Source organism: Streptomyces sp. NBC_00075 (assembly GCF_045041225.1).
In the GTDB taxonomy this organism is placed as follows: domain Bacteria; phylum Actinomycetota; class Actinomycetes; order Streptomycetales; family Streptomycetaceae; genus Streptomyces; species Streptomyces adonidis.
Genome location: NZ_CP108243.1, coordinates 7,535,464 through 7,559,529, shown reverse-complemented (window position 1 = coordinate 7,559,529; position 24,066 = coordinate 7,535,464). Strand labels below are relative to the sequence as shown.

General features: G+C 69.2%; 23 protein-coding genes. 15 read left to right on the top strand and 8 right to left on the bottom strand.

Going from position 1 to position 24,066, the window contains the following annotated elements; genetic code table 11:
* Positions 1–24: 24 nt before the first annotated feature.
* Entirely contained in the window at positions 25–2,028 is a 2,004-nt protein-coding gene (locus tag OG787_RS33110) for a serine/threonine-protein kinase (RefSeq protein WP_405537663.1), read from the bottom strand.
* Positions 2,029–2,258: 230 nt separating this feature from the next.
* On the opposite strand from OG787_RS33110, the gene OG787_RS33105 reads away from it, so the two are divergent.
* On the top strand, positions 2,259–2,996 hold the full coding sequence (locus OG787_RS33105; protein WP_369036213.1) for a hypothetical protein: 738 nt from the start codon (positions 2,259–2,261) through the stop codon (positions 2,994–2,996).
* Between the two features lie 59 nt (positions 2,997–3,055).
* Here OG787_RS33105 and OG787_RS33100 read toward each other — a convergent pair whose 3' ends face one another.
* Positions 3,056–3,634, bottom strand: coding sequence for a biotin transporter BioY (locus OG787_RS33100; protein WP_369036212.1), 579 nt, complete (start codon positions 3,632–3,634; stop codon positions 3,056–3,058).
* Between the two features lie 482 nt (positions 3,635–4,116).
* On the opposite strand from OG787_RS33100, the gene OG787_RS33095 reads away from it, so the two are divergent.
* The 7 genes from OG787_RS33095 (at position 4,117) to OG787_RS33065 (ending at position 11,418) form a co-directional block, all read left to right on the top strand.
* On the top strand, positions 4,117–5,361 hold the full coding sequence (locus OG787_RS33095) for an ROK family protein (protein WP_405537662.1): 1,245 nt from the start codon (positions 4,117–4,119) through the stop codon (positions 5,359–5,361).
* Between the two features lie 235 nt (positions 5,362–5,596).
* Positions 5,597–6,646 (top strand): ABC transporter substrate-binding protein, encoded by a 1,050-nt coding sequence (locus OG787_RS33090; RefSeq protein WP_405537660.1) that lies wholly within the window; start codon positions 5,597–5,599, stop codon positions 6,644–6,646.
* Positions 6,643–7,536 (top strand): ABC transporter permease, encoded by an 894-nt coding sequence (locus OG787_RS33085; protein ID WP_405537659.1) that lies wholly within the window; start codon positions 6,643–6,645, stop codon positions 7,534–7,536. The genes OG787_RS33090 and OG787_RS33085 overlap by 4 nt, the downstream gene beginning before the upstream one ends.
* Complete coding sequence (locus tag OG787_RS33080) at positions 7,512–8,225, top strand: ABC transporter ATP-binding protein (RefSeq protein WP_369036208.1); 714 nt, start codon at positions 7,512–7,514, stop codon at positions 8,223–8,225. Before OG787_RS33085 ends, OG787_RS33080 begins: the two co-directional genes overlap by 25 nt.
* A 175-nt stretch (positions 8,226–8,400) precedes the next feature.
* Positions 8,401–9,741 carry an LLM class flavin-dependent oxidoreductase gene (locus tag OG787_RS33075; protein ID WP_405537657.1) on the top strand — a complete coding sequence of 447 codons (1,341 nt, stop codon included), beginning with the start codon at positions 8,401–8,403 and terminating at the stop codon, positions 9,739–9,741.
* Positions 9,742–9,769: 28 nt separating this feature from the next.
* Positions 9,770–10,666, top strand: coding sequence for a TauD/TfdA dioxygenase family protein (locus tag OG787_RS33070; protein ID WP_369036206.1), 897 nt, complete (start codon positions 9,770–9,772; stop codon positions 10,664–10,666).
* Positions 10,667–10,776: 110 nt separating this feature from the next.
* Positions 10,777–11,418 (top strand): superoxide dismutase, encoded by a 642-nt coding sequence (locus OG787_RS33065; RefSeq protein ID WP_405537655.1) that lies wholly within the window; start codon positions 10,777–10,779, stop codon positions 11,416–11,418.
* Between the two features lie 122 nt (positions 11,419–11,540).
* Here the strand turns inward: OG787_RS33065 and OG787_RS33060 are convergent, their stop codons facing one another.
* Together OG787_RS33060 and OG787_RS33055 are read right to left on the bottom strand one after the other, a co-directional pair.
* Entirely contained in the window at positions 11,541–12,158 is a 618-nt protein-coding gene (locus tag OG787_RS33060) for a histidine phosphatase family protein (RefSeq protein WP_369036204.1), read from the bottom strand.
* 119 nt (positions 12,159–12,277) lie between these two features.
* Entirely contained in the window at positions 12,278–12,937 is a 660-nt protein-coding gene (locus OG787_RS33055) for a DsbA family protein (protein WP_369036203.1), read from the bottom strand.
* Between the two features lie 137 nt (positions 12,938–13,074).
* Between OG787_RS33055 and pepN the strand changes: the two genes are divergently transcribed.
* The 3 genes from pepN to OG787_RS33040 all read left to right on the top strand — a co-directional run bounded on the left by pepN (position 13,075) and on the right by OG787_RS33040 (position 17,899).
* Positions 13,075–15,660: an aminopeptidase N gene (gene pepN / locus OG787_RS33050; protein WP_405537652.1), complete on the top strand. Its 2,586-nt coding sequence runs from the start codon at positions 13,075–13,077 to the stop codon at positions 15,658–15,660.
* 111 nt (positions 15,661–15,771) lie between these two features.
* Positions 15,772–16,701, top strand: a complete 930-nt coding sequence (locus OG787_RS33045; RefSeq protein WP_405537650.1) for a hypothetical protein — start codon at positions 15,772–15,774, stop codon at positions 16,699–16,701.
* A 124-nt stretch (positions 16,702–16,825) separates the two neighbouring features.
* Positions 16,826–17,899, top strand: coding sequence for a hypothetical protein (locus OG787_RS33040; RefSeq protein ID WP_369036200.1), 1,074 nt, complete (start codon positions 16,826–16,828; stop codon positions 17,897–17,899).
* Between the two features lie 87 nt (positions 17,900–17,986).
* Here the strand turns inward: OG787_RS33040 and OG787_RS33035 are convergent, their stop codons facing one another.
* The 3 genes from OG787_RS33035 to OG787_RS33025 all read right to left on the bottom strand — a co-directional run bounded on the left by OG787_RS33035 (position 17,987) and on the right by OG787_RS33025 (position 20,264).
* A complete protein-coding gene (locus OG787_RS33035) occupies positions 17,987–18,418 on the bottom strand; it encodes a hypothetical protein (protein WP_369036199.1) in 432 nt (143 codons plus the stop codon).
* A 221-nt stretch (positions 18,419–18,639) separates the two neighbouring features.
* Positions 18,640–19,806: a serine hydrolase domain-containing protein gene (locus OG787_RS33030; RefSeq protein ID WP_405537648.1), complete on the bottom strand. Its 1,167-nt coding sequence runs from the start codon at positions 19,804–19,806 to the stop codon at positions 18,640–18,642.
* A 95-nt stretch (positions 19,807–19,901) separates the two neighbouring features.
* Complete coding sequence (locus OG787_RS33025; protein ID WP_405537646.1) at positions 19,902–20,264, bottom strand: ATP-binding protein; 363 nt, start codon at positions 20,262–20,264, stop codon at positions 19,902–19,904.
* 264 nt (positions 20,265–20,528) lie between these two features.
* Here OG787_RS33025 and OG787_RS33020 point away from each other — a divergent pair, with 264 nt between their 5' ends.
* The 4 genes from OG787_RS33020 to OG787_RS33005 are packed head-to-tail and all read left to right on the top strand — an operon-like array spanning position 20,529 to position 22,382.
* Entirely contained in the window at positions 20,529–21,410 is an 882-nt protein-coding gene (locus tag OG787_RS33020; RefSeq protein ID WP_369036197.1) for a helix-turn-helix domain-containing protein, read from the top strand.
* Positions 21,411–21,414: 4 nt separating this feature from the next.
* Positions 21,415–21,636 carry a DUF397 domain-containing protein gene (locus OG787_RS33015; protein ID WP_369036196.1) on the top strand — a complete coding sequence of 74 codons (222 nt, stop codon included), beginning with the start codon at positions 21,415–21,417 and terminating at the stop codon, positions 21,634–21,636.
* A 3-nt stretch (positions 21,637–21,639) separates the two neighbouring features.
* Positions 21,640–21,852, top strand: a complete 213-nt coding sequence (locus tag OG787_RS33010; protein WP_405537644.1) for a DUF397 domain-containing protein — start codon at positions 21,640–21,642, stop codon at positions 21,850–21,852.
* Between the two features lie 2 nt (positions 21,853–21,854).
* Positions 21,855–22,382 carry a DUF4279 domain-containing protein gene (locus OG787_RS33005; RefSeq protein WP_405537643.1) on the top strand — a complete coding sequence of 176 codons (528 nt, stop codon included), beginning with the start codon at positions 21,855–21,857 and terminating at the stop codon, positions 22,380–22,382.
* Here OG787_RS33005 and OG787_RS33000 read toward each other — a convergent pair.
* On the bottom strand, positions 22,303–24,060 hold the full coding sequence (locus OG787_RS33000; RefSeq protein WP_405537642.1) for a TIGR03767 family metallophosphoesterase: 1,758 nt from the start codon (positions 24,058–24,060) through the stop codon (positions 22,303–22,305). The genes OG787_RS33005 and OG787_RS33000 overlap by 80 nt on opposite strands.
* Between the last annotated feature and the right edge of the window lie 6 nt (positions 24,061–24,066).

Below are 24,066 nucleotides of genomic sequence, written 5' to 3'. Positions count from 1 at the left end.
TGGTCTCAGTGGTCAGGGAGTTGTTCACAGCACCGTGAACGACTCCCTCACCCGTTCGTAGGCCGGTACCGCCTGCTGCTCGATCTCCTCGTGGTACCAGGTGCTGATCTGGTACGACTTCCCCTCCACGTCGAATCCGAGCAGCCGGGCGTGCCAGTGGGTGCCGTCCAGGGTGAAGGTGTACTCCCAGACGACCGCCGGATGCCCCTGGTACGTCGTCTCCGCGAGGGTGATCTTCCGGTAGTCCTGGCCCTGGCGGGCGTTGCGCTCCGACTCCTCCCAGGTCTCCAGCAGATCGCCCCGGGCGAGCGAGGACTTGGCCAGGAGTTCCTGCCTGCCGTCGGGGGACGTGTAGTGCACCTCGGCGCCCGTCTTCACGTCCCTGCGCCAGCCTTTGGGCGTCGCCCACGCGTAGCCGCCCGCCTCCTCGTGCGCGCCTGGCGGCAGGCTGCGCGGGCGTGACGTGCCCTCGACCGTGGGTTCGGGGGTGGGCGCGGGAGTTGTTTCGGGGGTGGTGGGAGTGGTGGGGGTGGCCGAGGTTGCCTGCGACGAGCCCGGGGTCGCCGTGTTCTTGTCGTCCGGTGAGCCGGCAGTTGAGGCCAGGACCATCCCCACCACCGCCCCTGCCGTGACCATTCCGGCCGCCACCATGCCCGTACGGCGGCGGCCCCGGCGCCGGTCGCGACCCCGCCCGGGGTCGGACGGGCGTGCGGGGCCCGGGAGTTCGCCGGGCGGCGGCTGCGGTGGCAGCGTCTGCGGGGCCGTCGGGAGGGCGGCTGCCTGCCGCTCCGGGGTATGTCGTGGCTGCGCCGGCGGCTGGGTTCGGGTCTGTGTCCGTGCCTGTGTCTGTATCTGTGTCTCTTCCCGCTCTTTCGTTCGGACCAGGGAGACCCCGGCCTTGCGCACGGGGATCGCCGAACCGGCCTCGGACCGTATCTCGGAGGGGACTTCGGTGGAGGCGCTGGATGCCTCCGGGGAGGCCGCGTAGGAAGGGGTTCCCAGGACGGGGGTGGCTGCCGCGTGGGCGGCGGGGATCGCGTCCGTCGGCTCCGCGGGTTCGGGTGCCGGTTCGGGTTCGGGTTGGGGCTCCGGCTGCTCGCGTGGCTGTCGTGCGGCCCGTACGAGTGGCGCGTCCAGGTAGGCGGGGGTCGGGGTGTCCTGGGGCGGCTGTACGGGGGTGAGGGGCGCCGTGTCCGGGCGACCGTCCGGTATCTCCGGTGCCTCCGGCTCGGGCGCCTCTTCCGGCTCGGGCTCGGGCTCAGGTATCGGCGTCGGCGTCGGAAACGCCACCGGCCGCAGTGCCAGCTCCACGTCCTCCAGTGCGGGCCTGGCCGACGGCTCCTTCTCCAGGAGGGCGGCCAGGATGTCGTGCAACGGGCCTGCGGCGGCCGGGAGTTCGGGATCCTCGTACAGGACCGCGTGCAGTGTCGCCAGGGTCGTCTCGCGGGAGAACGGGGAGCGGCCGCCCAGCGCCGCGCAGAGTGTCGCGCCCAGGGACCACACGTCGGACGGCGGGCCCTGGTGCCGGCCCGACACGCGCTCCGGGGCCATGTAGTCGGGCGAGCCTACGAGCATCCCGACCATCGTGAGGGCCTTCGCGTCCTGGATGGCGGCGATGCCGAAGTCGGTGAGGACGACCCGCTGGTCGCGTCGTTCCACGAGGACGTTGCCCGGTTTGATGTCCCGGTGGAGCACTCCCCCGGCGTGCACCTGGCGCAGTGCGGAGACCAGGCCGAGGCCGAGGCGGGCCGTGTCGGCCGGGGTCAACGGGCCGTCCTCGACGAGGAGTTGTTCGAGGGAGCGGCCGGCGACCAGCTCCATGACGATCCACAGGCGCTCACCCTCGTCCACGACGTCGTACACGCGCACGACGTTCGGGTGGTCGATCCGGGCCGTCGCCCTGGCCTCGCGGAGTGTGCGTTCGCGGCGGGTGCGGGTGTCCTCCGCGTCGAGTCCGTCGATCCGCATTTCCTTGACGGCCACCGGCCGGTCGAGCATTTCGTCGGCGGCTCGCCACACCCGCCCCATTCCCCCCTGACCAATGCTTTCGACCAGCCGATATCGGCCCGTCACCAGCAGACCTGGAGCACCGCCGCCCATATTCCCCGGCAACCCTCTGCACCCCCTCAACGCACGCCCCACCAGAACCACAATGGTCACACTTCGTGCCGTACCAGCATAGTGGTGAGAAATCTTGTGGTACCTCTTCAAGTACTGCGAATTCAGGCGCAGTCCAGGGGGATCCTAGGGGGACGAACATGAGTTCTGGTCGCACGACGGTCATCGCGGGATCGCTGCTCACGGCATCTTTCTCGGCCGTGATGATCCTTTCCTTCACCGCCAGCGCGGATGACCAGGGACCTGGTAGCAGCAAGGGCGGAAAGGCGGTCGACGCGGCGCCCGAGGGCGTCAAGTTGACCACGGAACTGCCCGAGAGCATCTCCGTCGACAACAGTTCGAAAGAAACCGCACTGACCGCCACGGTAAAGAACGAGGGGAGCAAGGAGAGCGGCGATATCCGGCTTCTGGTAGTCGGATTCGACGGTATGACGGTCAAGAACGTCCAGGGCTGTGCGGAGATTCCCGAAGCGGATCTTCCGGAAGGTTCGAACAGCGGTTTCAACTGCGCCGTCGGCAGTCTCGCGGCCGGTAAGTCGAAGTCGTACGACGTGGAGGCGACGTACGACCTGGGCAAGACCGGCAAGATCTGCCTGCCCGTGCAGACGACCGACGGTTCGAAGACGTACTGGCAGCAGGGCCCGGTCCCGTTCGGTACGACGAACCCGTCGCCGAACGCCCCGGCCACCCCGTTGCTGCTCGGCACCGACAACAAGCCGGTGGCACCCGGGGGCGACGAGTTGCCGAGCACCGGCCCGGCGCGCGATCTGCTCCCGCTCGGCGCGGTCGGCGCGGCACTGCTGTCCGCCGGGGCGGCGGGCATGTGGTGGTCGCAGCGGCGGCCTCAGCGGCAGTCGCGGCAACAGCCGCAGGGCTGATCGGCACATGGAGGAGGGGGAGGCGGATTCCGCCTCCCCCTCCTCCAACCCGCCGTTGTTCAGCTCTTGTCGACGAACTTCCAGGCCGTCGGCAGTACGCCCATCGCCAGCGCCGCCTTCAGCGCGTCGCCCAGCAGGAACGGGGTGAGGCCGGCGGCGATCGCCGCGCTCGCGCTCATGTCGGCGGCCAGGGCGAGGTACGGGACGCCGATCGCGTAGATGATCGCCTCGCCCAGCAGCATCGTGCCCGCCATGCGCAACACCGAGCGGTCGGCGCCACGCCGGGCCAGCGCGCCCACGGCGGCTGACGCGAGCAGCATGCCGAGGATGTAGCCGAAGGACACGGACGTGCCCGAGCCGCCCTCCGCGAACCACGGCACGCCCGCGAGACCGGCCAGGGCGTAGAAGGCGAGGGCGGCGAGGCCGCGGCCCGCGCCGAGCGCCGTACCGACGAGGAGTGCGGCGAAGGTCTGCCCGGTCACCGGCACCGGCGAGCCGGGCACGGGGACGGCGATCTGGGCGGCGATCCCGACGAGCCCGGCACCGCCGAGCACGAGTGCGGCGTCCCGGACGCGGGAGGCGGGGAGCAGGTCGGCGAGGACCTGGCCGGGGCGGGCGGGGGCGACGGCGGTTGCCATGGGGACTCCGCGGGGATGTGGGTGAGCGGCAAGGGACATCGTGACGCTATCCCAGCGCCCTCGGGCCGATCACCGTCAGCGCTCGACAAAGGGGGCGACGGCGGCTTGGTGGGCTCCGGACAAACGGTGGGGGTTACACCCGGTACGGGGTGATGCCGGTCACTGAGGTGGAGTGGTTCGGGCTACGGGGATGCGCTGGTCGGCTTCTGTAGGGTTCCGCCAATCCCGGTAGCCGCTTGGACATGTGCCGTCTCGCCCGCTGGTCGCCATCTGGGCAGCGGCGGACCGTTTTGCTAGCTTCGTGCGCATGGTCGCCCAGTCCCGGTACTTCTCGTCGCGTCGCTATGTCGACCTGCGACGCGTGGGCACGGCCACCTGTCGCCGCCCCGGGTGAGGCGGCTCCGGCGCGCCTCGCTCCACAGGACTCCCTGAGTCCCTACGAGACGGCGCAGTGTCGGACCCGTTCCCCGAGGATGATCGCCATGCCCCGTGCCGCGGCACCCACCCTTGCTTCTCCCTCCCCCTCTTCTCGTCCCTCCCCTTCCCGCATACCGCGTGCCGCCGATCCCGATCGGCGGCGGACAAGCGCGAGTGTCGTTCTGCGGTCCGTGCTGGAGCACGGGCCTGTGGCGCGCAGCACCATCGCCCGGCTGACCGGGCTGTCGCCCGCGTCGGTGACGGACTACTGCGCGCGGTTCGCCGAACTCGGTCTGATCCGTGAGGAGTCCGCGCCCAGGCGGTCGAACGGGGTGGGGCGTCCGCACGTCCCCGTCGACCTGGACAGCTCCCGGTTCGTCGTGGGCGGAGTCCATGTGGCCGTGCCGTACACGACGGTCGCGCTGCTCGATCTGCGCGGACGGGTGGTGGCCCAGCGGGAGTTGAAGCACGAGCGCACCGATCCCGGGTGGGTGCTGGCGCGGGCCGCCGAGGGGCTGCGGGCGCTGCTGGACGGCGCCCCCGCCTGCCGGGCCCTCGGGGTCGGCGTGGCCGTGGGCGGCTGGGTGGACCGGGAGTCCGGGACCGTCGTCGAGCACCCGATGCTGGGCTGGCGGGACGTGGCGGTGCGGGAGGCGCTCGGGGACCGTACCGGGCTGCCGGTCCATGTGGACGGGCACGCGCGGGCGTTGGTCAACGGGGAGCGGCTGTTCGGGCCGGCGCGGGGCAGCGGGAGCGTGCTGCACTTGTTCGTCGGCAATGTGGTCGACGCGGCGTTCGCGACCAACGACGAGGTGCACCACGGGCCGCGTTCCCAGTCGGGCGCCATCGCCCATCTGCCGGTGCCGGGCGGGACGGAGGTCTGCGACTGCGGTCGTACGGGCTGCCTCCAGGCCGAGTTGAGCGAGCGGACGCTGTGCCGGCGGGCGCGGGAGGCGGGCGTCGTCGAGGGCACGAACCCCATGCACGTGGTCGCGGCGGCGGCTGCGGGCGACCCGGATGCCGTCGAACTGCTGGTGCGACGGGCGGGTGCCGTGGGGCGGGCGGCGCGGCTGCTGCTCGATGTGCTGAATCCGGAGACGGTGGTCGTGACCGAGGTCGGGACCATCTACCGCGAGGACTGCCTCGCCGCGCTGCGCGAAGGGGTCGGCGCCGACCGTGCGGCCTCCGTCGTGCCGACGAGTTTCCCGGATTCGGTGCTCGCTGTGGCGGGCGGTTCGGTGGCGCTCGACGTGCTGTACCGGGACCCGCTGGCCGCTTCGTCCGAGGCTGCTTCACCTGTGGCTATTTAATTCAGAAACTCCGAATGTTGACAGGGGTCAGGCATGACCGGGAACATCGTTCTCATGAGCCTCTTCGTGAGCTGTCGCACCCTTTGTTGCTGACACGTCGCCGTTATTGCTGACACGTTGCCGCGTGTGAAGCGCTCATTTCCTTCTGTTCTTTCTGCGTGAATTCCGTTTGCCGGGCCTCGCCGTGCCCGAATTCCGCATGCATTCCTGCTTTTCGACCTCACGGAGTACTCCCATGCCAGTCGACCGACGTCTCTTCCTCACCTCCCTCCTCGGCGCCGCGGCCGGTGTCACCGGGCTCAGTGGCTGCGCCGACAGCAGTGCCGCAGCCAGCACCAAGGGCGCCTCGACCGCCGCGCTCGCCGAAAAGGTCCCGGCCGGTACGAGTCTGAAGATCTCCTCGTATCTGAACATCCAGCAACTCCAGTTCAAGCTCGCCAAGTTGGGCGACCTGCCCTTCAAGGTGTCGACCTGGGCGAACATCGGCGCCGGTCCCGATGTCATCAACGCATTCCGTGCGGGCTCCCTCGATGTCGCCAACAACGCGGGTATTCCGCCGATCCAGGCGCACTACCAGGGATACGACGCGAAAATCGTCGCGATCAACGTCACCCGAAAGCCGAACTATCTCTTCGCGACCAAGCCCGGCAGCGACATCAGGTCGGTCGCCGACTTCAAGGGCAAGAAGCTCGCCTTCTCGCAGGGGCAGGCCCAGGGTGTCGTGCTCCTGCGGGCGTTGAAGCAGGCCGGGCTCGCCTACGACGAGGTCAAGCTCGTTCCGCTGACCAGCAACCAGTTCTTCACCGCGTTGCAGTCGGGCCAGGTGGATGTCGCTCCGCTGGCCAACAGCCAGTCCCCCGCGTACCTCGCGCAGTACGGCGCCAAGGGTGCCCGGGCCATCGAGACGGACGTCGTCGACCTGCTCAACCTGCTGTGGGCGCCGGTCTCCGTGCTGAACGACCCCGCGAAGGCCGCCGCGATCGCCGCGTACATCCCGTTCTGGGCCAAGGGCGCGGTGTGGGCGTACGAGAACCCGGACGCCTGGAACGAGGAGTTCTACGTCAAGACGCAGAACCTGACCCTCGCCCAGGCGCAGGCGATCACGGCGCTCGCCAACAAGCCGCTGTTCCCGCCGAGTTGGGACGAGGCGATCAAGTGGGAGCAGGAGACCGCGGATCTGCTCGCGGAGGGCGGCTTCGTGAAGAAGTTCGACGTGGGTTCGCTCTTCGACCACCGCTTCGAGGGCATCGCGGCGAAGGCCGTGACTGCGGAGTACCGGAGGTGACCACCGTGACCACATCCACATCCACGACTACATCCACGACCACATCGACTTCGGCTTCGACCGTCGCAGCAGTGCCTGTCGGCAGCGGCGCGGAACTCGCCCAGGTGCGCAGGCGCCGGCGGCTCTCCCCCGGCAAGCGGCTGCCCGCCGTCCAGATCATCGGGCCCGCCCTCTTCCTCGGCCTGTGGGCCGCCGCCTCCGCCGCCGGTCGGCTCGACCCGGCCGCGGTCCCGGCGCCCTGGACCGTGCTGGAGACCGGCGTCCATCTGTGGACCGACGGGACCCTGCCGACCGACATCCTGACCTCGCTGCGGCGGGCCGCCTCCGGCTTCGCGATCGGGCTGACCGCGGGCATCGTCCTTGCCCTGGCCTCCGGGCTCAGCCGGGTCGGCGAGGCGCTGATCGACGGGACGGTCCAGCTCAACCGGGCGATCCCGACCCTCGGCCTGATCCCGCTGTTCATCCTCTGGCTGGGCATCGGCGAGACGTTCAAGGTCGCGATCATCGCCATCGTCGTCTACATCCCGATCTACCTCAACACGCATTCCGCGCTGTCCGGCATCGACAGCAGGTTCGTCGAACTCGCCGAGGTACAGGGGCTGTCGAGGCTCCAGTTCGTCCGGCAGATCGTCGTCCCCGGCGCGCTGCCCGGCTTCTTCGTGGGCCTCAGGCTCGGGGTGACCGGTTCCTGGCTGGGGCTGGTCGTCCTGGAGCAGATCAACGCCACCAACGGACTCGGCTACATGATGTTCCAGGCCCAGAACTACGGCCAGAGCGATGTCATCCTCGTCGGCCTGGCCATCTACGGCATCTTCGGCCTGGCCTCCGACAGCGCGGTCCGTCTCATCGAACGGAGGGTGCTGTCATGGCGACGCACGCTGAGCAGCTGACCCGGCCCGCCGTCCAACTCCGGGGCCTGACCCGGTCGTTCGACGGGCGGACGGTCCTCGACGGTATCGATCTCGACATCCCCGCCGGGCAGTTCGTCGCCCTGCTCGGGCACAGCGGGTCCGGCAAGAGCACCTTGCTGCGGGCGGTCGCGGGGCTCGATCACGAGGTCGAGGGCAGTGGGCGACTGACGGCCCCCGAGCGGGTGTCGGTGGTCTTCCAGGACGCGCGGCTGCTGCCGTGGCGGCGGGTGCTGGACAACGTACTGCTGGGTCTGGAGGGCAAGGAGGCCGCCGAGAAGGGGCGGGAGGCTCTTGCGGAGGTGGGGCTGAAGGGGCGGGAGCGGGCCTGGCCCAGTGAGCTGTCGGGCGGGGAGGCGCAACGGGCGGCTCTGGCGCGGTCGTTGGTGCGGGAGCCCGAACTGCTGCTTGCCGATGAGCCGTTCGGGGCGTTGGACGCGCTGACGCGGATCAAGATGCATGCGCTGCTTCGGGAGTTGTGGCGGAGGCATCAGCCGTCGGTGCTGTTGGTGACGCATGACGTGGATGAGGCGATCGTGCTGGCGGATCGGGTGCTGGTGCTGGAGGCCGGGCGGATCGGGGTCGATCTGGTCATCGATCACGAGCGGGCTCGGGAGGAGTACCGGGGGGTGTTGCTGGGGGCGTTGGGGGTGACGGCCGACGTCCGGTGAGCGTATTTGTCTCGCCCCCGCCGCCCCTACCCGTCCCATCCCTGGGGGCTGCGCCCCCAGACCCCCCTTGTCGCGCTGAACGCGCTCGTCCTCAATCGCCGGACGGGCTGAAAGATCAAGCCCGGCCGGCGTTCGAAAGTCCTCCCCCGCACATGTCCGAAGCAAAGGGACACCCATGACAACCCGCCAACTCCACCTCAACGCCTTCCTCATGAGCACCGGTCACCACGAAGCCTCGTGGCGGTTGCCGGAGAGTGATCCGTACGCGCATGTCGAGTTGGAGCATTACGTTCGGCTCGCTCGGATCGCCGAGCGGGGAACGTTCGACTCGCTCTTTCTCGCCGACAGTCCGCAGCTGTGGGGCAACATCGCCCAGCGGCCTGCCGGTGCGCTGGAGCCGCTCACCCTGCTCACCGCCCTCGCCACGGCGACGACCCACATCGGGCTGATCGCCACCGCCTCCACCTCCTACAACTCGCCCTACAACCTGGCCCGGAAGTTCGCCTCTCTCGACATCATCAGCGGGGGCCGGGCGGGCTGGAACATCGTCACCACCGCCGGCGCCGAGGCCGCCCGGAACTTCGGGCTCGACGCCGAGCCCGCGCACGCCGAGCGGTACGCCCGTGCCGCCGAGTTCCTCGATGTGGCGGGCAAGCTCTGGGACAGCTGGGAGGACGACGCCATCGTCGCCGACAAGGCTGCTGGGGTCTGGGGCGACGACTCCAAGGTGCATCCGCCCCGGCACAAGGGGAAGTACTTCAGCGTCGAGGGCGGTCTCAACGTGCCGCGTGCGCCCCAGGGTTACCCACTGCTCGTGCAAGCCGGGTCGAGTGAGGACGGGAAGGCGTTCGCCGCCCGGTACGCGGAGGCCGTGTTCACCGCCCAGCAGACCATCGAGGACGCGCAGGCCTTCTACGCCGACCTCAAGTCCCGTACGGCGGCGACCGGTCGGGACCCCGACCACATCAAGGTGCTGCCCGGGATCGTCCCGGTGCTGGGCGGCACGGAGGCCGAGGCGCTGGCGGCCGAGCAGGTTCTGGAGGACCACATCGTGTACGCGCATGGTGTGGAGCGGCTGGAGGGGCTTCTCCAACTGCCCGCCGGGACACTGGAGTTGGATGGCCTCCTCCCCGCCGATCTGCCTCCCGAGAGCGCCATCGAAGGCGCCAAGAGCCGCTACACACTCGTCGTCGAGCTGGCCCGGCGCGAGCGGCTGACCGTGCGGCAGCTCATCGGGCGGCTCGGCGGGGGCCGCGGGCATCTGACCTTCGCCGGTACGCCCGAGCAGGTCGCCGACGAGATCGAGGCCTGGTTCACGCGGGGTGCCGCCGACGGGTTCAACATCATGCCCGCGGTGCTGCCCTCCGGCCTCGACGCCTTCGTCGACCACGTCGTCCCGATCCTGCGCGCCCGCGGTCTGCTCCGTACGGAATACGGGCCGCGCCGGACCCTGCGCGAGAGGTACGGCCTCCCGCGCCCCGCCAACCAGTACACCGTCAAGCCCGCTCTCGTCTGACCAACCCCGATCTGGAAGGAACCCGCACATGTCCGGCATTGAAATCCAGAAGGTCACCGCCAACATCGGCGCCCGGGTGTCCGGTGTGGACATCTCCAAGCCCCTCGACGAGGTGCAGGTCGCCGCGATCCGCGAGGCCCTCAACGTCCACAAGGCGCTGGTCTTCGACGAGGTCGACCTGGACGACGAGGGCCAGCAGGCCTTCGTACGCCACTTCGGCGACCTCACCACCGCGCACCCCACCGTGTCGGCCGTCGACGGCGCCCCGAACGTGCTGCCGGTCGACAGTGAGCGCGGCCGGGCCGCCAACCACTGGCACACCGACGTCACGTTCGTCCTCAACCCGCCGCAGGCCAGCACCCTGCGCAGCATCACGATCCCGCCGTACGGCGGCGAGACGCTCATCGCCAGCTCCGCGGCTGCGTATCGCGACCTGCCGGAACCCCTGCGGCAGTTGGCCGACAACCTGTGGGCCGAGCACACCAACGACTACGACTACGCGGTCCCGGACGAGGACCTCGACGAGCAACAGGCCGCCCAGCGCGCCCAGTTCACGTCCATCAACTTCCGTACCGCGCACCCGGTGGTCCGCGTCCACCCGCTGACCGGCGAACGCGGGCTGTTCATCGGCGGGTTCGCACAGCGGATCGTCGGACTGTCGGTGAGCGAGTCCCGCAAGATCCTGGACATCCTCCAGGCGTACGTCACCCGCCCGGAGAACATCCTGCGCCACCGCTGGTCCCCCAACCAGCTGGTCCTCTTCGACAACCGCATCACCCAGCACTACGCCATCGACAACTACGACGGACAGCCCCGCCGCCTGCACCGCGTGACCATCGCCGGTGACATCCCGGTGGGCATCGAGGGCAAGGAGAGCTACTCGATCGCGGGGGACGCCTCGCACTACACCTCGGTCGCCGCCTAGGCCTGCCCCCGTCAGCAACAAAAAGACCCTCGTGCGCATCACACGAGGGTCTTTTTGTTGCTAACTTGTAGTTGCAAGCTATGTGCAATAAGAGGTCGAGGGGACCCCACATGCCCGTGTACACGCTTCCCGAGCTGCCGTACGACTACTCCGCGCTCGCGCCCGTGATCAGCCCCGAGATCATCGAGCTGCACCACGACAAGCACCACGCGGCGTATGTGAAGGGTGCCAACGACACCCTGGAGCAGCTCGCGGAGGCGCGCGACAAGGAGTCGTGGGGGTCGGTCAACGGTCTGGAGAAGAATCTGGCCTTTCATCTCTCCGGGCACATCCTGCACTCCATTTACTGGCACAACATGACCGGTGAGGGCGGCGGTGAACCGCTCGCCGCCGACGGTGTCGGTGACCTCGCGGACGCGATCACCGAGTCGTTCGGGTCCTTCGCCGGGTTCAAGGCGCAGCTCACCAAGGCCGCCGCGACCACACAGGGCTCGGGCTGGGGCGTCCTCGCCTACGAGCCGCTCTCCGGCCGTCTGATCGTCGAGCAGGTCTACGACCACCAGGGCAACGCCGGCCAGGGCTCGACCCCGATCCTGGTCTTCGACGCCTGGGAGCACGCCTTCTACCTCCAGTACCGGAACCAGAAGGTCGACTTCATCGACGCCATGTGGGCCGTCGTCAACTGGCAGGACGTGGCGAAGCGGTACGTGGCCGCCAAGTCCCGTACGGATGTGCTGCTGTTGGCGCCCTGAGCCAATGGTGGTGAAGCGTCCTGCCTCGTGATCGTCTTCTCAACCTTCACCGGCAGGCGGAATGACGGGAGGCCCCCGCGAGGACGTGACTCGCGGGGGCCTCCCTCATCTCCAGCTGTCCCTCAAGTCCCTTGTTCGCAGGGCACGTTGAGGGAGAGCAGGGCGGCCGCCCCGTCGGTCATCCGGGTCTCGGTGATCGCCGCGTTGTGCAACCGCGGCAAGACGCGGCGGTACTCGCCGAGCGGGATGGACAGCAGGGAGCACAGGACCAGCCTCAGCAGGCTGTTGTGGGCGACCACCAGGACCCGCCCGCCGTCGTGCGCGGCGGCGATACGGCGCAGGGCGTCCGTACCGCGGGCCGCTGCCGCCAGGGGATCCTCGGCCTCCGGGAACGGATGCGCCACCGGGTCCGCCCGGAACGCCGCCGCCCGCTCCGGGTCCTCGGCCGCGAACTCGGCGAGAGTGCGGCCCTCCAGCACCCCGAAGTCGCATTCACGCAGCCCCTGTTCGCGGTGCGGGGTGAGGCCGAGGGCGCGGCAGGCGGGGTCCGCGGTGGCGATGGCGCGGGAGAGCGTCGACGTCCAGACCGCGTCGACGGGATGGGCGGTGGCCCAGCGGCCGAGCGCCTGTGCCTGGGCGCGGCCGGTGTCGGTGAGGGGGACGTCGCTCACCCCCGCGTAACGGCTCTCGGCATGCCAGATGGTCTGGCCGTGACGGGCCAGCAGGAGGGTGGTGGTCATGGGGCCGAAGTATCCCGCTCCGCGCCTCGGCCGCCGCAAGGGTGCAAAGGAGCGTCTCGGGCGGGTGGCGGGGGCGCGCTCGCGACTGCGCAGGTGAGCGCGCCCCCATCGGTTCAGAGTCAGAGAAGGTTGCTGAAGTCCGGGCCCTTCGTGCGGGTGCGCTTGATCTCGTAGAAGCCGGGGACCGAGGCGACCAGGAGGGTGCCGTCCCACAGCTTGGCGGCCTCCTCGCCCTTCGGGGCCGGGGTGACGACCGGGCCGAAGAAGGCGATCTGCTCGCCGTCGGCGCCGGGGACCGCGATCACCGGGGTGCCGACGTCCTGGCCGACCTTGGTGATGCCCTCCTTGTGGGAGGCGCGCAGCTCGGCCTCGAACTCGAAGTCCTTCTGCTCGGCGTAGTCGATCAGGTCGGCCGGGAGGCCGACGTCGGCGAGGGCGCCCGCTATGGCCTCCAGGGTCAGGCCCTCTTCGTTGTTGTGGACACGCGTGCCCAGGGCCGTGTAGAGGGGGCCGACGACGTCGGCGCCGTGCTTCTGCCAGGCCGCCGTCACGACCCGTACGCCCTGCCAGGCCTTCACCGCGAGCATCTCGCGGTACTCCTCGGGCAGCTCGTCGAGCCTGTCCTCGTTGAGCACCGCCAGGCTCATGACGTGCCAGCGGACCTCGATGTCACGGACCTTCTCCACCTCCAGGACCCACCGGGAGGTCATCCAGGCCCAGGGACAGAGCGGGTCGAACCAGAAGTCGACGGGGGTCTTGGTCGAGCTCGTCTCGGACATGGATCTCCTAGGTACAAGTGGGCTTCCAACAGGGAACGTATCTCCGCCACCGTCGCATTCCCGGGTGCCCGGTGTCAGTGGTGCGTGGCAGGATCTGTGCTGGTCGGCCGTACTGATGACAATCGAGGGAGTGCTCGGTGCCCGGTGAGAATCTGTCCCGCGACGAGGCCCGGGAGCGGGCCGCCCTGCTGTCCGTCGACGGGTACGAGGTGTTCCTCGATGTGCGGTCCGCCGTGGGGGACACTGGTGGCAGCGGTGGCGGGCCTCGGACCTTTCGGTCCGTGACCACCATCCGGTTCCGGTGCGCCGAGCCCGGTGCCGCCAGTTTCGCCGATCTTGTCGCGCCCAGTGTGACGGCCGTCTCCCTCAACGGGCGGGATCTCGACCCGGGGGCCGTCTTCGACGGCACGCGCGTCCTGCTGGAGGATCTCGCCGCCGAGAACGAGCTGGTGGTCGACGCCCAGTGCGCCTACTCCCGCACCGGCGAGGGCCTGCACCGCTTCGTCGACCCCGAGGACGGCGAGGTGTATCTGTACACGCAGTACGAGCCGGCCGACTCCCGTCGTGTCTTCGCCAACTTCGAGCAGCCCGACCTGAAGGCCCCCTTCCGGTTCGAGGTGCGGGCCCCGGAGGGATGGGTCGCCTGGAGCAACGGCCTCGGGGAGCTGACGGACGGGGTGTGGCGGTTCGCTGAGACCAAGCCCATCTCCACCTACATCACCGCCATCCTCGCGGGCCCCTATCACTACGTCACCGATTCGTACTCCCGTACGTTCGCCGACGGTACGACCCTCGACATCCCCCTCGGTGCCATGTGCCGCAAGGGTCTCGCCCCCTACTTCGACTCCGACGACGTCTTCCTCGTCACCAAGCAGGGGCTGGACTTCTTCCACGACCACTTCGACTACCCGTACCCCTTCGGGAAGTACGACCAGGCGTTCGTGCCCGAGTACAACCTCGGCGCGATGGAGAACCCGGGACTCGTCACCTTCCGCGAGGAGTTCATCTTCCGGGGGAAGGTGACACAGGCCGCGTACGAGCGGCGGGCGAACGTCATCCTGCACGAGATGGCCCACATGTGGTTCGGCGACCTCGTCACCATGGAGTGGTGGGACGACCTGTGGCTCAAGGAGTCCTTCGCCGACTTCATGGGCGCCTTCTCGCTCGTCGAGGCGACCCGGTTCACCAACGGCTGGGTCACCTTCGCCAACAACCGCAAGTCCTGGGCCTACCGCGCGGACCAGCTCCCCTCCACGCACCCCATCACGGCCGACATCCGCGACCTGGAGGACGCCAAGCTCAACTTCGACGGCATCACCTACGCCAAGGGCGCCTCCGTACTCAAGCAGTTGGTGGCGTACGTCGGACGGGACGCGTTCCTCGAAGGCGCGCGGCGGTACTTCAAGCGGCACGCGTACGGCAACACGCGCCTCGGCGATCTGCTGTCGGCGCTGGAGGAGACCAGCGGGCGGGACCTGGCCTCCTGGTCGCGGGCCTGGCTACAGACCGCCGGGGTCAACTCCCTCACCCCGCAGGTGCTGTTGAGCGCGGACGGGCTGATCACCGAGCTGGCCGTGCTCCAGGAGGCCGCCGAGTCGCACCCCGAACTGCGCCCGCACCGGGTGGCCGTCGGGCTCTACCGGCGTTCCGCGGAAGGGGCGTTGGAGCGGTACGCGCGTGCCGAGATCGATGTCGACGGGCCCCGTACGGTCGTCGGGGAGCTGGCCGGGAGCGACGCCCCCGAGCTGGTGCTCGTCAACGACGACGACCTGACGTACTGCAAGATCCGGTTCGACGAAGGGTCGTTGGACACGCTGCGGGCGCAGCTCGGTGACCTGACCGACCCGCTCGCCCGCGCCCTGTGCTGGTCCGCGCTGTGGAACCTCACCCGGGACGGGCTGATGCCGGCCCGGGACTTCGTCGACCTGGTGCTGCGGTTCGCGGGGCGCGAGTCGGACATCGGCGTCCTCCAGATGCTGCACGCCTGGGCGGGCACCGCGCTCACCCACTACACGGCCCCCGACTGGCGGGCGACCGGTGAACGCCTGCTCGCCGAGGGCGCGTTGAAGGAACTGCGGCTCGCCGAACCGGGCAGCCAGCACCAGCTGACGTGGGCCCGCTTCCTGGCGGCGGTGGCATCGAGCGAGGCCGATCTCCAGCTGCTCCAGGGGCTGTTGGAGGGCACGGCGAAGATCGACGGCCTGGACGTCGACCAGGAGCTGCGGTGGGCGCTCCTGGAACCGCTGACCTCGCACGGCGTCGCCGACGAGAAGACGCTCGCCGCCGAACTCGCCCGCGACGACACGGCGTCCGGCAAGCGCCACCAGGTTCGCTGCCTCGCCGCCCGCCCCTCGGCCGCCGTCAAGGCGCAGGCCTGGGCGCAGGTCGTCGAGTCGGACTCCCTGTCCAACGCCCTCGTCGAGGCCACCATCTCGGGCTTCGTCCAGGGCTCGCAGCGGGAGCTGCTCGCGCCGTACGCGGAGAGGTACTTCGCGGTGATCGAGCGGATCTGGGCCGACCGGTCGATCCAGATCGGGATGGATGTCGTACGGGGCCTGTTCCCGTCCCTCCAGGACTCGCCGGGGACGCTGGCGGCGACGGACGAGTGGCTGGCGGACCGGGCGGACGCGGCGCCTGCCCTGCGGCGTCTGGTCCTGGAAGCGCGGGACGATCTGGCGCGGGCGCTGCGCGCACAGGCGTGCGATGTGACAGCAGCGCTATGACCGAACAAATTGGTGGTTTGAGAAGGCACCCCTGGAGCAGGTGTGCCCCTGGGGTGCCGGGGACGGTGATGTTGAGAAAGAAGTGAAGGTCCTGCAAGGGGGGAAGTCGAAGTGTTCGAGTCCGAAGTCGACGCGCGCGTGGACGAGTTGGTGCGCGGACTACGGCGTATCACGGGGGCACTGCTGGTGATGGCGTCCGCACATCCGGACGCGGCAAGGGCACGCGAACTCGCTGTGGCGGCAAATGTGTTGACCACGGAAGTGCTGCCACGACTGGACGAGGAGGCCGGGAGCGCCGGGGACGCGGTGGAGGTCTCGGTGGCCGGGGAGGACGCCTTACCGCCCTCCCCGGCCACCGCCGGGTCGACGGCGATCGGCACGCTCGTCGAGCGCTATCCACCGGATCACGCGCACCGTCCGGCCCAACCCGTCTTACTGGACCCGGAGTTGCCGTACGAGAAGTGGCGGCATTTACACCGGCTCACCTACCGGCGCCCGGCCGCCTTCGACTCCGCGCCCTACTGGAACGACCCGACTCCCCACCTGGGCAGACCCGTTCGCTGGGGAGTGGCGTCGAGCGCCACGGTCGTACGGCGGATGCGCCATCACTACGTGACCATGCGGGACCTCGACAGCCACGCGGGCCGGCTGGTGCAGCGGATGCTCCACGCCTCCCGGGCGATCCTCGAAACCCGCGCGGTACGGGGGGACTTGTTCAGCGGCGGGCAGTTGCCCGACCGGCACGAACTGGAGCGGAAGCTGGAGCGGGCCCAGTGGAACGCCGCCGTGCTGGCCGCCCGGCGCGGGGACACGGCGCTGCCCCAACTCGAGACGATCCTGCGGGACTTCGAGATCCTGGCCCGCGCCATCCTGGAACTGGACGACCTGTACCGCACCAGACCGGCGCACCCGACCGCCGAGGGCCGCCTCGCCGACGCCCTGCACGGCGCCGGCGCCCTGATCCGCCACTGGCCACCTGGCATGGACCTCTCAGACCCGTCCGATCCCGCCGTTACCGAACCCGGTCACTCGTCCCCGTAACCCCCGGATGGACCAGCGCCTTTCGGCACTCGAACGCTTGCACTTTAGGGCGAGCTTGTCCGGAATTGTCGACAGGCGTGTAACAGCGGTTAGGGGACGGATCGGACACGGGAAAGCCGGAGTCATGACCCACAACACCCCGCTCTCCCCGAGCCCCCGCCCCCTCCGCCACCTGTCGCACGTACAGCGCCGGGTACTGACCGCCGCCCAGCTGCGGGTGCACGGCGTCACGGCCGCCGAGGCGAACGAGCAGTGCCGGTCCGGCGGGCCCTGGCAGCAGCTCCTGCCGGGCGTGTTCCTGCTGCACCCGGCGCCGCCCACCAGCGAGGAGCGGCTGCACGCGGTACTGCTGTACGCGGCGAAGGAGCGGGCGGCGACGACGGGGGTCCCGGTCCAGCCGGACTGCGAGGAGCCGTACCGGGAGCGCGGCCGTCCGCTCTACTCCGAGGCCGTGATCACCGGCCTGGCCGCACTCGCCCTGCACGGCTTCGCATCCGCGCCGCCACTCCTCTCCCTGGACGCCTTCGACGTCCTGGTCCCCCGGCTGCGCCGCCTCCGCTCGACGGGCTGCGTCCGCATCCTGCGCACCTCGGCCCTGCCGACGCCCGAGGTGATCGAGGGGCTCCCGGTCGCGCCGGTGGCCCGCGCCCTCGCCGACGCGGTGGCCGGACTCACGGACGCGGGTGCCGTACGCCGGCTGCTGACCGACGCGGTGCGCGGCGGGCACTGTGAACCGGCGTCGGTGGTAAGGGAGTTGAACCAGGCCCGGCTGCTGAGCCGCCCGCATGTCGTGGACGCGGTCGACTCCCTCCTCGCCGAGGGCCGGGCGATCGCGGAGGACCGCCTCTACCGGATGGTGCGCGAGCACGGCCTCCCGGACCCGGTCTGGAACGTCGATCTGCGGCTGCCCGGCGGCCCGTGCCTCGGTGGCCTCGACGCCTACTGGCCCGACCACGCGGTGGCGGTGGAGCTGGACACCCGCGCCCCGCGCCCGGGCCACCGCGAGGAGGACGACGCGCTGTGGTCGGAGTACGCCCGCAAGCGCGAGCACCTGGAGCGCCTGGGCATCACGGTCGTCCACATCACCCCGCGCAAGCTCCGCGAGGCGATCGAACAGCAGGCAACTGTCGTACGTACGGCTCTTATGGCGTCGGGGGACCGCGAACCGGCGGCGTACGTCGTGGTGCTGCCCCGGTAACCGTGACGGACCGGGCGGCACCAGGAGGGGAGAGGAGGGGCCGCCGGGAGACCGGGGGCCCCTCCTCGTGTTTGTACACAGGCGGCGTCAACCGGTGTAAGCCCAGGCCGCGCTGCCTACAAGGACAGGCAGTGCGGCGAACGCCACCGCGCGTCCACGTCCTTTCGCTCCCCAGCCGCGCCAGATCAATGACGTGGTGAGGAATTGCAGGGCGGTCGCATAGATCAGGACGCCGAGTGCGATGTCGAAGGAGGCGGTCCACTTTCCGTTCATGGCGGAACCGACACCATGGCCGAGTACTGCGGCAAAGCCGCCGAACAGGGCCGCTCGCATACCTTCACCGGCCGCTTGACCGTCTCCCTGTCCGCCTTCCTGTCCGCGACGTACTCGCGACGACTTCGACATCCGTTCCCGCGCGATGAAACCGAGCACGATGACGGCTGTCGCCGCGAGGAGGCTTGCGACCGCAGTCGCCGAAGCCAATCCGTGGGCGATGGATGCCGATTCCTCCATGGACATGTATTTGCTTTCCAAGAGATGTGGAGGTTCCCCGGGGTGCGACGGTAGCGACACAGAGGGCGAACTTCTTCCACTTCGACCAGGACCACCACTTCCCGTTCAAGTCGTACATGGTGACGGGGTCGGCCGGACAGCCGTATGTGTTGTCACCGCCGCCGTACACCGGGTCCCATTGCAGGAACCGGCCGGTGTTCGGGTTCATCACATCTCCGTCGCGTACGTCACTTCTCCGTCCCGCAGAACTCCGCCTCGACGACCTTCACCGGGTCGCCGCTCCAGTCGCCGTTGAAGTTGAAGGCGAGGGAGTGCTTGCCGTCGGCCGTGGTGCCCGCGAAGGAGCTGGAGCCGTGGATGCCGCCGCTGTGGCCCCAGATCGTGACCCCGCAGCTCAGCTCGTTCTCGATGAGCCCGAGCCCGTAACGCCCGTCCACGACTTCGGCGGGGACGGTCGTCTTCATCTCGGCGAGTTGCTTCGCGGGCAGGACCTTGCCGCGCAGGAGCGCGGAGTAGAAGCGGTTCAGGTCACCCGGGTTGGAGATGACCTCGCCCGCGGAGTTGGCGGCGGAGGGGTTGAACTCGGTGACGTCGTAGATCTTGCCGGTGGTGTTCTCGGCGAGCTGCGAGTAGGCGCGGCTGCTGGGCTGGGGGACGCGGTGGTCCGCACCCGGCATGTACGTGCCGTGCAGGCCGAGCGGCTCGATGACGCGTGCGCGGACCTCGTCGCCGTACGAGTTGCCGGTGACCTTCTGGATGACCATCCCGGCGAGCGTGTAGTTGGTGTTGGAGTATCCCCAGGCGGTGCCCGGGGCGAACTCGGGCTGGTGGCCCATGGCGATGCCGACGATCTCGTCCGGGGTCCAGGTGCGGTACTTGTTCTTGAAGAAGTTCTCCGGGAGGAAGATCTCGCTCTGGACGTACTCGTCGTCGGTGTAGTTGAAGATGCCGCTGGTGTGGTTGAGGAGTTGGCGGAGGGTGATCTTCCGTCCGTCGTGGCCGTTGCCTCGGACGACTCCGGGGAGCCACTTGTCGACGGTGTCGTCGAGTGACACCCGTCCCTCGGCCTCCAGTTGAAGCAGGACGGTCGCGATGAAGGTCTTCGTGATGCTGCCGGCGCGGAAGTTGTCGTGGGCGCTGCGCGGCTGCTTCGTCCTGAGGTTGCCGACCCCCGCGGTCGCCTTCCAGACCCCGTGCCGGTCCTTGGCCTGAAGGGCCACACCGGGTACGCCGTCCTTGACGGTGGCGTTCATGGCCTTGCGGGTGGCTTCGTGGCCCCCAGTCCGTTCCGCCGGTGCGGCCACTGCGGGCGCCGCGAACGTGCCTGCCGCGACGGCGATCGCCGCGGCCATCCCGACCAGCCTCTTGTTGACCGGCCCCTTGTTGGCTGACATGCCCTTCCCCCTTGTTCCGGTTGCTCCAGACAGTCGAGGGGAAGGACACGGTGGCTTGACCGGAGGTTGACAGGGGCGGGGTGGTTGGGCGCGTTTCAGACTTTGGGTGTGTTGAGGCGGGCGCGGACCGTTTTGCCTACGCCGGCACGCAGGAACCAGTCGAGAGAGTCGGTGAGTTGCTGTACGACGACCAGTCCACGCCCTCGTTCACTGAGCGTGCGGGGCCCGACCTCGGGGAACGCGAGGACGGGGTCGGAGACCGCGATGCGCAGGGCTCCGTCGTCCAACTCGACGATGCGCAAGCGCAGTTCATGGCCTGGGATTCTGCCGTGCACGACGGCGTTGGCGACGAGTTCCGAGGTGACCAGAACGGCGTCTTCGATGTCGCCGGGCCAGTTCCACAGGGTGAGGCGGCGGCGGACGTGGAGGCGGGCGAGTTGGACGCTTCGCGGGGTCATGGGGTAGCCCAAGGTCCAGTTGTGAGTGAGGACGGCAGGGAAGGGTTGGGGGAGGTCAAGCACGGGGGCACCTTTCGGCTTGGGATGCCCCACCAAGGTGGCCCGACTTCTGATCCGCCTGCAATCGAAACCCACTCGAATATTCAGCGTGGATGAAATTGGACTATGCGGAGTTCTGCGCAATCGCCTGAACGGCGCGCACACAGCGCGCCAGACTCGCTACACAACGTTAGCAACACGCACAGGGACACAAGGACGGTGCACATGGCAGCCAAGCGCGGGCGCACGGGGCAGCGACTCGAACTTGGGCTTCAGCTCCGCCAGTTGCGCGAGAACTGCGGCCTCGGGGACCGAGGGGCCGGTTTCACGCGCAAGCAGGCGATCCAGGGGACGCGTATCTCCGAGGCCGCGTTGCAGAGGATCGAGACCGGCTCCCTCAACTTCCGCAACGTGGGCGACCTTCGGAAGCTGCTGGACAGGTACGGCGTCACCGACGACGATGTCATCGAGGCGTTGATCAACCTCAACAAGGAGTCGGCCAACCAGGATTGGATCACGCAGTACCGGGGCGTGATGCCGGCCGGGATGCCCGGCTTCGTGGGCCTCGAACCCGAGGCCCGCAGCATGAGGGTGTACCACCCGACTCTGGTGCACGGCCTGATCCAGACAAAGGCGTACGCGGAAGCGCTGCACGAATCGCACAAGCCCATGGAGGACACCACCTGGGAGTTCATCCGCAGAGCCGTGGAGGTGCGTATGAAGCGTCAGGAGGTGCTCACCCGTGAGGACCCGGTCAAACTGCGTGTCGTCCTGGGAGAGGCCGCACTGCGGTACCCGGTCGGAGGCGCCGATGTGATGCGCGATCAGTTCGCGAGGATCGAGAAGTTGTCGGCCTTGGAGCACGTCTCGATCCAAGTACTGCCGTTCCGCTGGAGTTACCGCGCCACGCACGACTTCGCCATTCTCGACTTCGGCGACGAACTACCCCCGAGGGTCCAGATCGACAGTCCCTGGGGAGCGGTGTCCACCTCGGACAAGTCGCGCGAGGTCGACCGTTTCACTCGCCGCTTCGACTCGATGGTCGCGTCGGCGCTGCCTCCCGAGGACACCCCCGCTTTCCTGCACCAACTAGAACGAGAGCTGTAGATACATGCCCACTCACCAGAACGCTTCCGATCTCGCCCCCAACGCAGCCTGGCGCAAGTCGTCCTACAGCGACGGCCAGGGCACCAGCTGCGTCGAAACAACCGACCTCGCTCCGGCCGTCGACATAGCCGTACGCGACTCCAAGAACCCGGCGGGGCCTGCCCTCCTGCTCCCGGCCACGGCGTGGTCGGCTTTCGTCACCCACGTACGCGAGGGAGAGCTGTAGGGCATGCCGACTCGTCCCTCCGCCTACGCCTGGTTCAAGTCGTCCTACAGCGACGGCACGGGCCAGAACTGCCTCGAAGCCGCCCACCTCGTAGCCGCCCCCGGCATAGCCATCCGCGACTCCAAGAACCCCACCGGCCCCGCCCTCCACCTCACCCCCACCACCTGGACCACCTTCGTCACGCACCTCCGTCGCCACGAGCCTTCCGCCCTCTGAGGATGAAGGACTCGTTGGCGATGCCGGACGGCAAGTGGTCCGCCGGGTCGTTGCGGATCGCGAGTCGGACGATGAGCGTGGGCGACATCTCCGAGGTGTTGGGGATCGAGCCGGACCGCAGTTACGAGCGGGGCAGCCTGATCAGCCCGCGCGATCCGGACTCCCGCCGACGGGATTCCACCGTGTGGATCCGCACCAGCGGCCTGGCCAACGACCGCTGGCTCGACGAGCACCTCGCGGTGCTGGTCAGGCTGCTGGACGGACGCCAAGAGGCGCTCGGCCGGCTCGCCGGCGACTGCGAGGTCGATCTGTTCCTCGGCTTCGGCAGCGAGAGCCAGGGCGGATGTGTCCTGCCTGCCGCCCTGTTGAAGGAGATCGGCCTGCTGGGGATCGATGTGGTACTGGACCTGTATCCGCCGTCGCCCGACGACGCCGAGGAGGACTACCTCTTCACCCCTTCTTCAACACCAACTCCACGTTCCGATCCCCCGCACCCCCCGACAGATCCACCCGCGCCCCCGGCGCATTGAACGACAGCTCCCTGTACAGCGCCGCCAGCCCCGTCTGGGACAGGTCCGCGTAGTCCGTCGCGTGCGGCGCCGCCGATTCCACCAACGTCGTGAACAGCGAGATCGTGCCGTCCTTGTTGTCCGTCAGCTCGATGACTCGGGCCAGTTGGGGGAAGTCGATGTGTGATGCCGTCGAGATCTCCCAGAACGAACGGCCGTCCGGGGCCGAGTGCGGGGTGATGACGTTGCGGTGGATGTGGCCGTTCACCCAGGCCAGGACGTTGCTGTGGCTGCCCAGCAGGGCCACGACGTCCGCTCCGTTGTGGCGGCGTTCGTTCGGGTGGGCCGGGTCCCGGTGGGTGTTGGTCATCGACTCGCTGGTGTGGTGGCTGAAGACGATCGCGTACGAGTCGGCGTTCTCCCGCAACGTGCGGTCCAGCCAGCGCAGTTGGGCCGAGCCGATCGAGCCCTGGTAGTGGCCGCCCGGGTCCGTCGTGTCGATGCTGATACCGATCACGTCGTCCGAGATGCGGAACGTGTAGTACTGGGTTCCCGCGTCCAGGTTGGCTGTTGAGTAGCCGTGGCCCACCGGGCCGACTCCCGCGTATGCCGGGTCCAGGTGTGCCTTCAGGTACTCCGTCCTCGTGAACGGGGCCCGGTTCTCGTCCGGGGTGACCGAGCGCAGGTCGCGTGTGTGGGCCTGGATCAGTTCCCGGAAGTGGATGCCCTTCGGGTCGTCCGAGCTCCTGATCTCGTCCTGGAGGGCCTTGCTGCGAGCCGCCGGCAGCTCCATCAGCTTCTTGCCGCCGACCGCGAAGTCCGTGAGGAACGGGTCGCTGTGGGAGGCGTAGCAGCCCATGGGGAGGGAGTCGTGGTTGCCGACCGTCGAGTACCAGGGCAGGTTCAGGCCGGGGCTGCGGACCTCGCGGATCGCCGCCTCCAGGAAGCCCTCGATGTGCGGGAAGCCGTGCTGCTTGTCGGTGTCGCGGGTCGTCGCGTCCGGCTGCCAGTAAAGAGGGAGGCCGCTGTTCTGGACGCCCTCGTAGCGGTGCGGGTCGCCCGTGTTCGGCGTCATCCGGCCGCCGCTCATCACCTTCATGAACCACTCCAGCTCGGACCGCGCGTTGTTGTCCGTGTTGTCGCCGGTGGTCATGACGAAGTGGAGCGGGGAGCCGGTCACCGGGGCTCCGCGCAGCGCGTTGATCCGCTCCACCAGCGAGATCGCGCCCTGCACCGACAGCGCCTCGTGCGGGCGCCAGGCGTGGATGTCGGCCGAGCGCATGAACTCCTGGCGCAACGGGTGCTGCACATCGGTCAGGTGCAGGTCCGTGAACTGGACGAAGGCCGCCATCGTGGTCCGGCGGGCGGCCCGGGCCGCGTGCGCCGACGCCAGCTCCGTACGCACCACCCGCCCCCACGCCGGGCCGTCACCCAGTCGGCGGTAGGCGCCCGAGCCGAGGGGCGCGGAGACGCTGTTGAGCGTGGTGCCCCGGGTGAAGGGGGCGAGCGCGGCCGGCGCCGCCTGGCGGGACACGGCCACCGGACCCTCAGCGGCGGTGGCCGCCGTCGCGGCCTGGCTGTCACTGGGCCGCAGCACGTAGCCGACGCCCGCCGAGACGGACACCGCCCCGGCCGCGGCGAGTACCGTACGTCGATGGACGCCCAGCGTGGAGCTGGCGACAGAGCGTGTGCGCGACATGGCGCG

What these genes read in the sequence shown, in the direction of transcription:
- OG787_RS33000 (WP_405537642.1), bottom strand. Translation starts at nt 24,060, where the DNA reads ATGTCGCGCACACGCTCTGTCGCCAGCTCCACGCTGGGCGTCCATCGA.
- OG787_RS33100 (WP_369036212.1), bottom strand. Translation starts at nt 3,634, where the DNA reads ATGGCAACCGCCGTCGCCCCCGCCCGCCCCGGCCAGGTCCTCGCCGAC.
- OG787_RS33040 (WP_369036200.1), top strand. Translation starts at nt 16,826, where the DNA reads ATGACCCACAACACCCCGCTCTCCCCGAGCCCCCGCCCCCTCCGCCAC.
- OG787_RS33110 (WP_405537663.1), bottom strand. Translation starts at nt 2,028, where the DNA reads ATGGGGCGGGTGTGGCGAGCCGCCGACGAAATGCTCGACCGGCCGGTG.
- OG787_RS33070 (WP_369036206.1), top strand. Translation starts at nt 9,770, where the DNA reads ATGTCCGGCATTGAAATCCAGAAGGTCACCGCCAACATCGGCGCCCGG.
- OG787_RS33080 (WP_369036208.1), top strand. Translation starts at nt 7,512, where the DNA reads ATGGCGACGCACGCTGAGCAGCTGACCCGGCCCGCCGTCCAACTCCGG.
- OG787_RS33065 (WP_405537655.1), top strand. Translation starts at nt 10,777, where the DNA reads ATGCCCGTGTACACGCTTCCCGAGCTGCCGTACGACTACTCCGCGCTC.
- OG787_RS33035 (WP_369036199.1), bottom strand. Translation starts at nt 18,418, where the DNA reads ATGTCCATGGAGGAATCGGCATCCATCGCCCACGGATTGGCTTCGGCG.
- OG787_RS33015 (WP_369036196.1), top strand. Translation starts at nt 21,415, where the DNA reads ATGCCCACTCACCAGAACGCTTCCGATCTCGCCCCCAACGCAGCCTGG.
- OG787_RS33090 (WP_405537660.1), top strand. Translation starts at nt 5,597, where the DNA reads ATGCCAGTCGACCGACGTCTCTTCCTCACCTCCCTCCTCGGCGCCGCG.
- OG787_RS33095 (WP_405537662.1), top strand. Translation starts at nt 4,117, where the DNA reads ATGCCCCGTGCCGCGGCACCCACCCTTGCTTCTCCCTCCCCCTCTTCT.
- OG787_RS33105 (WP_369036213.1), top strand. Translation starts at nt 2,259, where the DNA reads ATGAGTTCTGGTCGCACGACGGTCATCGCGGGATCGCTGCTCACGGCA.
- OG787_RS33020 (WP_369036197.1), top strand. Translation starts at nt 20,529, where the DNA reads ATGGCAGCCAAGCGCGGGCGCACGGGGCAGCGACTCGAACTTGGGCTT.
- OG787_RS33055 (WP_369036203.1), bottom strand. Translation starts at nt 12,937, where the DNA reads ATGTCCGAGACGAGCTCGACCAAGACCCCCGTCGACTTCTGGTTCGAC.
- OG787_RS33060 (WP_369036204.1), bottom strand. Translation starts at nt 12,158, where the DNA reads ATGACCACCACCCTCCTGCTGGCCCGTCACGGCCAGACCATCTGGCAT.
- OG787_RS33005 (WP_405537643.1), top strand. Translation starts at nt 21,855, where the DNA reads ATGAAGGACTCGTTGGCGATGCCGGACGGCAAGTGGTCCGCCGGGTCG.
- OG787_RS33025 (WP_405537646.1), bottom strand. Translation starts at nt 20,264, where the DNA reads ATGACCCCGCGAAGCGTCCAACTCGCCCGCCTCCACGTCCGCCGCCGC.
- OG787_RS33030 (WP_405537648.1), bottom strand. Translation starts at nt 19,806, where the DNA reads ATGTCAGCCAACAAGGGGCCGGTCAACAAGAGGCTGGTCGGGATGGCC.
- OG787_RS33075 (WP_405537657.1), top strand. Translation starts at nt 8,401, where the DNA reads ATGACAACCCGCCAACTCCACCTCAACGCCTTCCTCATGAGCACCGGT.
- OG787_RS33010 (WP_405537644.1), top strand. Translation starts at nt 21,640, where the DNA reads ATGCCGACTCGTCCCTCCGCCTACGCCTGGTTCAAGTCGTCCTACAGC.